We start from the raw sequence: 10,123 nt of genomic DNA on the forward strand, positions 1-10,123 counted from the left end.
GTCTCCTCGTGCTATTCGGTGTCGGTCTGGCAGGAATGAAGGTCGAGCCAGCGGAATTTCGGAGCCGCCCCGCCTTGCGCGGGCGTGAAGGTGACGGTGCGGCGCGCGCCGGCCGTCAGGTCGAAGGCGTTGTCGGACCAGCGGCCGGGAACGTCCGCCTCCAGCATGACATGCAGCGCAAGGCCGCTCGCCGAGGCCGTGACGGCGAAGGCGCCGTCGCCGCGCGGCGCGGCATCGAGGGCAAGGCCGGAGGGCTGGAGATCGAGCGCCTTGTAGTTGACCGAGACGTGGTGCCCCTCGCCCGTCATGCCGTTCGAGGCCTCGAAGGACCAGAAGAGCAGCGTGTCCTCCGGCAGGTCGGCGGCAAAGACGGAAAACAGCATCTCCGCCCTGTCCGGCCCGCAGACACCCTCGGCGCTGCGATAGAGCCGGCGCTCGCCGGAAAGCGAGACGAGCCGGGTGTCGAGCTTGACGCTGACGGGTTCGGCCGTGTCGTTGACGACGGAAAAGCCGATGGTCTCGCCGTCCTTCGAGGGGATGGCGGCAACGGCGACGGGTTGGAAGAAGCGGCGCACCATGTAGTGCATGGCCTTCCAGCTTCCGCCGTAGTCCAGGCTCGACCAGGAGGCGACGGGCCAGGTGTCGTTGAGCTGCCAGTAGAGCGTGCCCATGCAATGGGGCTTCAGCGAGCGCCAGTATTCGACGGCCGTGCGGATGGCGAGGCCTTGCTGGATCTGGCTGAGATAGACGAAGCTCGCAAAATCCTTCGGGAAGCGGAAGTAGCGGAACATGGTGCCGGCGATGCGCTCGTTACCGCCGGCATTCTTCTGGTGGCTCTCCATGACGGGAGACGCGATGTTCATGTCCTTCCGTTCGGCGAAGGTCTCCATCACCGGCATGGAGGTGTAGGACTGGAAGCCGAATTCCGAGCAGAAGCGCGGGCGCACGGTGCGGTAATTGTCGAAGGACTTGTTCTCGTGCCAGACGGACCAGTAGTGCATATCGCCGGACCCGTCCGCATGCCAGGCGTCGCCGAAGTCGAGATAGCCGGAAGCGGGGCTGGAGGGCCACCAGATCGCGCCGGGCGCCGCCTTCTTCATCGCCACCTCGATGGTGCGGTTGAGGCGGTCGTAGGAGACGAGGTAGCGGTCGCGGTTCTCGCGGCTGACGTCGAACCAGGTCAGCGCGCCCACCAGCTCGTTGTCGCCGCACCACAGTACGATGGAGGGGTGCGAGGCGAGCCGCCGCACCTGATAGTCGACCTCGGCGGCGACATTGTCGAGGAAATCGACGGTCGAGGGATAGAGGTTGCAGGCGAACATGAAGTCCTGCCAGACCATCAGGCCGAGTTCGTCGCAGATATCGTAGAACCAGTCGGGCTCGTAGAAGCCGCCGCCCCACACGCGGATCATGTTCATGTTGGCGGCGGCGGCCGATTGCAAGAGGTCGCGCACGCCGGCGGGCGTGATGCGCGAGGGCAGCGCGTCGGCCGGAATCCAGTTGGCGCCGCGGCAGAAGATCTCGCGGCCGTTGACCTTGAGCGCGAAGCGGCTGCCGGCCTCGTCCCTGTCGGTGATGAGTTCCACCTGCCTGAGGCCGACGCGGCGCACCACCGTCTCCGTCGGCGTCTCGACGCGCACGGCATAGATCGCCTGCTCGCCGTGCCCCGCCGGCCACCAGAGCGCCGGCTTTTCGATGTGGAACATGTGGGTGAGCTGCGTTTCACCCGCATTGACGCCGACATCGAGCCGCACCCGCTCCTCGCCGAGCGCGAAATGCACCGGCAGGATGCCCGGCTCACCGGCATGGAAGGTGGCGGTGACATAGAGGTCGACCGCGCCGTCGGCATGGTGGAACTGCCGGGTCGTCACATGCTCGATACGGGCGACCTCCAGCTTGCGCAGCACGATCCCGCCATAGATGCCGAGCGGGGCGATGGCGATGTTCCAGTCCCAGCCGAAATGGCATTGCGGCTTGCGCAGCATGTTGCCGTTCGGGATCGGCGAGTTGCCGGTGGACCAGGGAATGAAGAAGGGCTGGTCGGCCTGCCGCGCCGCGCCCGCCGCGATGGCGGAATGGATGACGACCTTCACCGTGTTCTCACCGGCCTTCAGCGCATCGGTGACGTCCGGCCGGTAGCGGCGGAAGCAATTGTCCGTGTCCTCGACGAGGACGCCGTTCACATAGACGGAGGCGACGGTGTCGATGCTGCCTATATCGAGATACCAGCCGCCCTCCAGCATTTCCGGCGCGAGGTCGAACGTGCGCTCGATCGCCCAGTCCCTCTCCGCCACCCATTGCACGTCCCGCTCGTTGCGGCCGGCATAGGGATCGGGAATGAGGCCGGCGGCGATGAGCGCGCTGTGCACGTCGCCCGGCACCGGCATGGGCGCGGTATGGGCGCCGTCCGTGCTGGTCAGCGTCCAGGTGCCGGAAAGGTCGATGGCGGTGGTGACGGAGGTCTGGGTCATGGCATCGTCTCTGAACTTCGTGGGCGGGGCGGATTGCCCCTCACCCTACCCCTCTCCCCGCAAGCGGGGAGAGGGAATGGCGACGTTTCCGCAAGTCTCCTTCTCCCCGCTTGCGGGGAGAAGGTGGCCGGCAGGCCGGATGAGGGGCAGCCCCCTAGATCCGCTCCTCCGTCCCCGCATCGAACAGCGAGGCCAGTCCCATGTCGAAGGAGAGCCGCACCGCCGTGCCGGGGGCGAAGCGCCGTGCGCCGCCGACGCGGACGGACATGCTGTGGCCGGCATGTTTCAGCCAGAGGAGGTTGTCCGCCCCCATCGGCTCCTCGATGTCGACGGTCGCCCGATGGGCCTCTTCGGCCCCGTCCTCGTCGACCTTCACATGCTCCGGCCGGACGCCGAGCACGACCTTGCGGCCCGGCTGAAGCGCCTCGCCGGCCGCATAGCCGTCGAGCGAGAAATCGACGCCGTTCGTGGCAAAGGCCGGCCTGCCGCCCCGCTCGACGATTTCGCCGTGCAGGAAATTCATCGACGGCGAGCCGATGAAGCCGGCGACGAACATGTTCCTCGGCATGTTGTAGATCGTGTTCGGATCGGCAAGCTGCTGGATGACGCCGCTCTTCATGATGGCGATGCGGTCGGCGAGCGTCAGCGCCTCGATCTGGTCGTGGGTGACGTAGATCATCGTGTTCTTCAGCGACTGGTGCAGCCGCTTGATCTCCACGCGCAGTTCCGAACGGAGTTTCGCGTCGAGGTTGGAGAGCGGCTCGTCGAAGAGGAAGACGTCGACGTCGCGCACCAGCGCCCGGCCGATGGCGACGCGCTGGCGCTGGCCGCCGGAAAGGGCGGACGGCTTGCGTTTCAGGAGCGGGCCGATCTGCAGGATCTCGGCGGCCCGGGCGACGCGCTTGTCGATCTCGGCCTTCGCCATCCCTGCGACCTTGAGGCCGAAGGAAAGGTTCTTCTCCACCGTCATCTGCGGATAGAGCGCGTAGGACTGGAACACCATGCCGATGCCGCGGTCCTTGGGCTCCTCCCAGGTGACGTTCCGGTCCCTGATGAAGATCTGCCCGCCGGTCGGCTCCAGAAGCCCGGCGATGCAGTTGAGCAGGGTCGACTTGCCGCAGCCGGACGAGCCGAGGAGAACGAGGAATTCGCCCTCGCCGATATCGAGATTGAGGTCCTTGAGCACGCTCACCGAGCCGAAGCTCAAGGAAAGGTCCCTGATGGATACGGAATGCTGCATGGCTTAACCCTTGACTGCGCCGGCGGCGATGCCGCGGACGAAGAGCCGTCCCGACACGAAGTAGACGATGAGCGGGACCGCGCCTGTCAGAAGCGTCGCGGCCATGTTGACGTTGTATTCCTTCACCCCCTGGACGGAGTTGACGATGTTGTTGAGCTGCACGGTCATCGGATAGGTATCCGGCCGGGTGAAGACGACGCCGAAGAGGAAGTCGTTCCAGATGCCGGTGATCTGCAGGATCATCGCCACGACGAAGATCGGCATCGACATGGGCAGCATGATGCGGCCGTAGATCTGCCAGAACCCGGCGCCGTCGATGCGCGCGGCCTTGAACAGCTCCTCCGGCAGGGAGGCGAAATAGTTGCGGAAGAGCAGCGTCAGGATCGGCATGCCGAAGATCGTGTGCACGATGACGAGGCCGGTGAGCGTGCCGTAGATGCCCATTTCCCGGAGCACGATGACGATGGGGTAGATCATCACCTGGTAAGGAATGAAGGCGCCGACGATGAGGATGGTGAAGAACACCTCCGCGCCCTTGAACCTCCAGTTGGCGAGCGCATAGCCGTTGACCGAGGCGACGAGGATCGAGATCAGCGTCGAGGGCACGGTGATGCGCACCGAATTCCAGAAGCCGCGCGAAAGCCCGTCGCAGTTGAGGCCGGTGCAGGCGGTCGCCCAGGCCTTCGCCCAGGGCTCGAAGGTGATTTCCACCGGCGGCGAGAAGATGTTGCCGAGGCGGATTTCCGGCATGCCCTTCAGCGACGTGACGATCATCACGTAGAGCGGCAGCAGGTAATAGAGCGCGGCGACGAGCAGCGTGCCATAGAGCACGATGTTGCGGCGGGAAAGGGCGCGGCGGGGCTTTGCGCCCCAGGGCTCGGCGCCGGATTTGAGGACGACGGGATCAGGCACGCTTGCGTCCTCCGAATTCGAGATAGGCCCACGGAACGATGATGATGGCGACGGTGACGAGCATCATGGTCGAGGCGGCAAAGCCCTGGCCGAGATTCTGCGCGAGGAACATGTAGTCGTAGACATATTTCGCCGGCACTTCGGACGAGATGCCCGGCCCGCCGCTCGTCTGCGCCACCACGAGGTCGTAGACCTTGACGATGCCGCTCGCGATGATGACGAGCGTGGTGATGAAGACGGGGCGCATCATGGGGATGACGATGAAGAGATAGGTCCGCCACATCGGGATGCCGTCGACGCGCGCGGCCTTCCAGATATCCTCGTCGATGCCGCGCAGGCCCGCCAGCAGCAGGCACATGACGAGGCCCGTACCCTGCCAGAGCCCGGCGATCAGCACGCCGTAGATGACGATCTTCGAATTGTAGAGCGGGTCGAAGGCAAAACTCTCCCAGCCGAGCGCGCGCACGACGGACTGCACGCCGAATTCCGGGTTCAGGATCCATTGCCAGACGAGGCCGGTGACGATGAAGGAGAGCGCGAAAGGATAGAGGAAGATCGTGCGGAACGTGTTCTCGAAGCGGATTTTCTGGTCCATAAGCGCCGCCAGCACGAAGCCGATCACCAGGCTGAACACCAGCGTGAAGAGGCCGTAGATGGCGAGGTTCTCGATCGAGACGATCCAGCGCGGCGCGGCCCACAGCCGCTCGTACTGGTCGAAACCGACGAACTTCGCCCGCGGCAGCAGCTTGGAATTGGTGAACGAATAGACGACCGTCCAGATCGTGCCGCCGAGGAAGATGACGACGGCGGTCAGGATCATGGGGATCGAGGCAATCTTGGCATTGAGATTGCGCAGCAATTGGCTGGGGCGCCCGGCATGTGGCTGGCCCGTCATGGGTCACTCCTTCCTGGTCTCGAGCGGAAGCACCGGCGCCCTCTTACGGGCGCCGGTACCGGCCGATGGCCGGTCAGTCCGCCGAGGCGATGATCTCGGCGAAGCGCTTCTGCGCGTCTTCCGGCGTCAGCGAAGGATTGGCGAAGAACTCGGAGAAGAGGTCTTCCTTCTGCTTCTGGGTGTCGGCCGAAAGCAGCTGGTCGGTCCACTCGATCACATTGCCCTTGGCAAGGATGTCGAGGCCCTTCTTCATGCAGTCGTTGGCGGCGGCAAGGTCGACGTCGCCGCGCACGGGCAGCGAGCCCTTCTTCAGGTTGAAGGCGACCTGCGTGGCCGGGGCGAGCAGCGTGGAGGCGAGCACCTCCTGCGCCTTCGACTTCTCCTCGTCCTTGAGCAGCGGGAAGTAGAAGGCATCGCCCCCGGTGGCGATCACGTCGGTCACGCCGAGGCCCGGAAGGCAGCTGTAGTCCTTGCCGGCGACCTGGCCGGCGAGCGCGAATTCGCCCTGCGCCCAGTCACCCATGATCTGGCCGCCGGCCTTGCCGGTGATGACCATGTTGGTGGCCTGGTTCCAGTCCTGCACGTTGGTGCCCTTGGACATGCGGCGCGCATCGTCCGCCGCCTTGAAGACCTTGGCCATTTCCGGGCCTGCGGCCATGTCCGCATCCTTGTCCTTGAACACCTTGTAGAAGGTGTCCTTGCCGGCAAGGGCGAGCATCAGCACGTCGAAGGCGCCCGAAGCCTGCCAGGCCTGCCCGCCGACGGCGAGCGGAACGATGCCGGCCTTTTCCAGCGCGGGCGCGGCGGCGACGAACTCGTCCCAGTTCTTCGGAACCGCGACGCCGGCCTTCTCGAAGGCCGCGTTGGACAGCCACAGCCACTGCCAGGAGTGGATGTTGACCGGGGCGCAATAGATCTTGCCGTCGATCGTGCAGCTATCGAGCAGGCTGGCCGGCTTGATGACGTCCTTCCAGTGCTCGCGGGTCGCCACATCGGTGAGGTCGCGCATCAGGCCCGCCTCCACCAGCTCCTCGGCCTGGCGGCCGTGGTTGAACTGCGTGGCGCCCATCGGGTCGCCCCCGGTGATGCGGCTGATCATGATCGGACGGGCGGTGCCGCCCGATCCGGCGATCGCGCCGTCGACCCACTTGTTGCCGGTGGCGTCGAAGGCCTTGGCAAGTTCGGCGACCGCCGCGGCTTCCCCGCCGGACGTCCACCAATGGGTTACTTCGAGATCGGTCGCGTTGGCCGCGCCGAGCGGCAGCAGGACGCTGGCGGCAAGAACAGCAGCCATCGAACGGATTTTCATGAGTCTCCTCCCTCACTGAAACGTTACCGTAAAAACTTAGTCCAATCGATTTAATCGCGCAACCGCCCTTCCCGGCCAAAAGCGTGTTTTCCCGGAAATCGGCGTTTTCTGCGCCCTCCGATAGCCTTGAAATCCACAACGCGAAGCAGGATAAATTTATGATTTCGCTTAATATAATTGATTTCTGCCCATCCATGTGAGCGCACCTGCAATATTTACCGATTTGCGGTGCAACACCGCCCTCTCGGCATGAAAATCGGCCCGTTCCGGAAAATTCGCCTCGACAAAGGGACTGTATCGTTACAGATTTGGAGCCAACTCCGCGAGGGAGTGGCAGCGGGTGGCAAACCATGTATAACCTGCCGCTAATGGGATGAGGTGACGGGCAGGGAATGGACAGGACGACGCGCGACAGTCAGGCGGCACCTCCGCCCAGCAGCGAACGGCCGACGCTGAAGACGATCGCCTTCATGACCGGCCTCGGCATCACCACCGTGTCACGCGCCCTCAAGGACGCGCCGGACATCGGCGCGGAGACGAAGGAGCGCGTGCGCCTCGTCGCCCGCCAGATCGGCTACCAGCCGAACCGCGCGGGCGTGCGCCTTCGCACCGGCAAGACGAACGTGATCAGCCTCATCCTCAGCCTGGAAGAGGAGATCATGGGCCTGACGAGCCCCATGGTGATCGGCATTTCCGAGGTTCTTGCGGCAACGCAGTACCATCTCGTCGTCACGCCCTACCGCACGCAGGGCAATGCGCTCGATCCGGTACGCTACGTGCTGGAGACGGGCGCCGCCGACGGCGTCATCATCTCGCGCACCGAGCCGAAGGACCCGCGCGTCGCGCTGATGATGGAGCGCAACTTCCCCTTCGTCACGCACGGCCGCACGGAAATGGGGCTCTCCCATCCCTATCACGACTTCGACAACGAGCGCTTCGCCTACGAGGCGGTGCGCAAGCTCGTCGAGCGCGGCCGCAGGCGGCTTGCGCTGTTCCAGCCGCCGCAATACCTGACCTTCTACCTGCACATGCGGGCGGGGTTCGAGAAGGGTATCCGCGACTTCGGCGCGACGGCCGTGCCCTTCAACGAGGTGAACCTCGACAACAACCTCATCGAGGTCCGCAACGCCGCCGAGACGCTCTTCGGCGGCGAGGGTGCGCCGGACGGCATCGTTTCGGGCAGCGGCGCGGGCGCGGTCGCCCTCATCGCCGCGCTGGAGGCGAAGGGCCGCAGGCTCGGCGCCGATATCGACATGGTCTCCAAGGAACCGCAGATGTTCCTGCAATGGCTGCGGCCCGAGGTCGTGACCATGCGCGAAGACATCCGCCTCGCCGGCCGCGAACTGGCAAAGGCCGTCCTCGCCCGCATCGACGGCATTCCGGCGGAGGAGCTGCAGACGCTGAGCTATCCGATCGAGACCGGGGATATTTGAGGGGACGACCGTCCCGTGGACTGCCCCTCACCTGCCTGCCGGCATCCTCTCCCCGCAAGCGGGGCGAGGAACGCTGGACGTACCGTTCTCCTCCGATCGATCGGAAGAAGATGGAAGGAAAGCCGCCCGGCCCACTTACCCTCTCGCCCCACTCTCGACGTCATCCTCGGGCCTGACCCGAGGATCCACAGCCACCCGCACCGGCGATGGATGCTCGGGTCAAGCCCGAGCATGACGGAGAAGAGGTTGGCGCTTCAAAGCGACGTCCCTCGCCAAAGCAAAACGGCCCGGTTGCAAGACCGGGCCGCTCCGTATCAAGCTCTGAAAAGCCTCAGCCGTTCAGCCCCGAGCCCCACGGGCCATGGTGGCTGTCGGCGCCGTCGACGCGGTCGAAGCCGTGGGCGCCGAAGAAGTCGCGCTGGGCCTGGACGATGTTGGCGGTGCCGCGGGCGCGGCGGTAGCTGTCGAAGTAGCCGAGCGCCGAGGCGAGCGCGGGAACCGGCAGGCCGTGCAGGGCGGCGGCGGAGACGACGCGGCGCAGCGCCCCGTCGGTTTCCTTCACCACGGGCGCGAAGGCCGGGGTGACGATGAGGTTCGCCGCATCCGGCGCCTTGGTGAAGGCGCTGGTGATCTCATCGAGGAACTGCGAGCGGATGATGCAGCCGGCACGCCAGATCTTGGCGATGGTCGGCATCGGCAGGTTCCAGCCGTATTCCTTCGAGGCGGCGGCCATGACGGCGAAGCCCTGCGCATAGGCGCCGATCTTGCCGGCGAGCAGCGCGCTTTCGAGGTCCTTGAGGAAGGCGGCCCTGTCGGCGACCTGAAGGGCCGGCACGTCGGGCAGGCCGAGGATCTTCTCCGCCGCCTCGCGCTCGCCCTTGAAGGAGGAGATGGAGCGGGCGGCGACAGCCGCCTCGATGCCGGTTGCCGGCACGCCCATGTTCTGCGCCTCGATGGCAGACCACTTGCCGGTGCCCTTCTGGCCCGCCTTGTCGAGGATCATGTCCACCATCGGGCCGCCGCCGATCGGGTCCTTGGCGGCCAGCACCTTCTCGGTGATCTCGATGAGGTAGGATTCAAGGCGCCCCTTGTTCCATTCGCCGAAGACGGCGCCGATCTCTTCCGCGCTCATCTTCAGGCCGTCGCGCAGAATGCCGTAGATCTCGGCGATCATCTGCATGTCGGCATATTCGATGCCGTTGTGGATGGTCTTGACGAAGTGGCCGGCACCGTTCTCGCCGAGCCAGGCGACGCAGGGCTCATCCTTGTATGTCGCGGCAATCGAGGTCAGCACCTTCTCGACGCGCTTCCAGGAATCTTCCGTGCCGCCGACCATGATCGAGGGGCCGTGACGCGCGCCCTCCTCGCCGCCGGAAACGCCCATGCCGATGAAGGTGAGGCCCGAATCCTTCAGCGCATCGAAGCGGCGCATCGTGTCGCGGAAGTTCGCGTTGCCGGCATCGATCATGATGTCGTTCTTTTCGAGATAGGGGCGCAGCAGCTCCATCTGCTGGTCGACCGCAGCGCCGGCCTGGATCATGATGATGATCGGCCGCGGCGGGCGGATGGCGGCGACGAATTCCTCGATCGTCTCGCAGGGAACGATCTGGTCCTTCAGGGCGCCGGCTTCCTCGTAGAATTCCTTCGTGCGGGCCGCCGTGCGGTTGAAGACCGCGATCCTGTTGCCCTTCTCGGCAATGTTGAGCGCAAGGTTCGACCCCATTACGCCAAGGCCGATAAGCCCGATTTCCGCCTGTGCCACGATAATAACCTCCTAAGGATGGCGCGGCGGGGATGATTTCCGGAGCATGCCGGAAACGCCGCGCGAAAGAGAGTGGGAGCCGAGCTCCAGCGCTCGTGTTT

General features: G+C 65.2%; 7 protein-coding genes. 1 reads left to right on the forward strand and 6 read right to left on the reverse strand.

The genetic code is table 11. The features are described 5' to 3' along the window. Positions 1 to 11: 11 nt before the first annotated feature. The 5 genes from HNQ66_RS00460 to HNQ66_RS00480 form a co-directional block, all read right to left on the reverse strand. Positions 12 to 2,471 (reverse strand): beta-mannosidase, encoded by a 2,460-nt coding sequence (locus HNQ66_RS00460; protein WP_184139745.1) that lies wholly within the window; start codon positions 2,469 to 2,471, stop codon positions 12 to 14. Between the two features lie 154 nt (positions 2,472 to 2,625). Continuing rightward, positions 2,626 to 3,711 (reverse strand): ABC transporter ATP-binding protein, encoded by a 1,086-nt coding sequence (locus tag HNQ66_RS00465; protein WP_184139747.1) that lies wholly within the window; start codon positions 3,709 to 3,711, stop codon positions 2,626 to 2,628. A gap of 3 nt (positions 3,712 to 3,714) precedes the next feature. Next, positions 3,715 to 4,623 (reverse strand): ABC transporter permease subunit, encoded by a 909-nt coding sequence (locus tag HNQ66_RS00470; RefSeq protein ID WP_184139749.1) that lies wholly within the window; start codon positions 4,621 to 4,623, stop codon positions 3,715 to 3,717. Beyond that, entirely contained in the window at positions 4,616 to 5,518 is a 903-nt protein-coding gene (locus HNQ66_RS00475; RefSeq protein ID WP_184139751.1) for a carbohydrate ABC transporter permease, read from the reverse strand. Before HNQ66_RS00475 ends, HNQ66_RS00470 begins: the two co-directional genes overlap by 8 nt. 73 nt (positions 5,519 to 5,591) lie before the next feature. Continuing rightward, positions 5,592 to 6,827, reverse strand: a complete 1,236-nt coding sequence (locus tag HNQ66_RS00480) for an ABC transporter substrate-binding protein (protein ID WP_184139753.1) — start codon at positions 6,825 to 6,827, stop codon at positions 5,592 to 5,594. A 392-nt stretch (positions 6,828 to 7,219) separates the two neighbouring features. Between HNQ66_RS00480 and HNQ66_RS00485 the strand changes: the two genes are divergently transcribed. Continuing rightward, positions 7,220 to 8,260, forward strand: a complete 1,041-nt coding sequence (locus tag HNQ66_RS00485; protein WP_184139755.1) for a LacI family transcriptional regulator — start codon at positions 7,220 to 7,222, stop codon at positions 8,258 to 8,260. 331 nt (positions 8,261 to 8,591) lie between these two features. Here HNQ66_RS00485 and gndA read toward each other — a convergent pair whose 3' ends face one another. Further along, entirely contained in the window at positions 8,592 to 10,022 is a 1,431-nt protein-coding gene (gene gndA, locus HNQ66_RS00490) for an NADP-dependent phosphogluconate dehydrogenase (protein WP_184139757.1), read from the reverse strand. Between the last annotated feature and the right edge of the window lie 101 nt (positions 10,023 to 10,123).

It is taken from the genome of Shinella fusca (assembly GCF_014203155.1).
Classification (GTDB): Bacteria; Pseudomonadota; Alphaproteobacteria; order Rhizobiales; family Rhizobiaceae; genus Shinella; species Shinella fusca.

Coding starts and splice junctions, on each gene's coding strand:
- HNQ66_RS00485 (WP_184139755.1), top strand. CDS start 7,220: ATGGACAGGACGACGCGCGACAGTCAGGCGGCACCTCCGCCCAGCAGC.
- HNQ66_RS00465 (WP_184139747.1), bottom strand. CDS start 3,711: ATGCAGCATTCCGTATCCATCAGGGACCTTTCCTTGAGCTTCGGCTCG.
- HNQ66_RS00460 (WP_184139745.1), bottom strand. CDS start 2,471: ATGACCCAGACCTCCGTCACCACCGCCATCGACCTTTCCGGCACCTGG.
- HNQ66_RS00480 (WP_184139753.1), bottom strand. CDS start 6,827: ATGAAAATCCGTTCGATGGCTGCTGTTCTTGCCGCCAGCGTCCTGCTG.
- HNQ66_RS00475 (WP_184139751.1), bottom strand. CDS start 5,518: ATGACGGGCCAGCCACATGCCGGGCGCCCCAGCCAATTGCTGCGCAAT.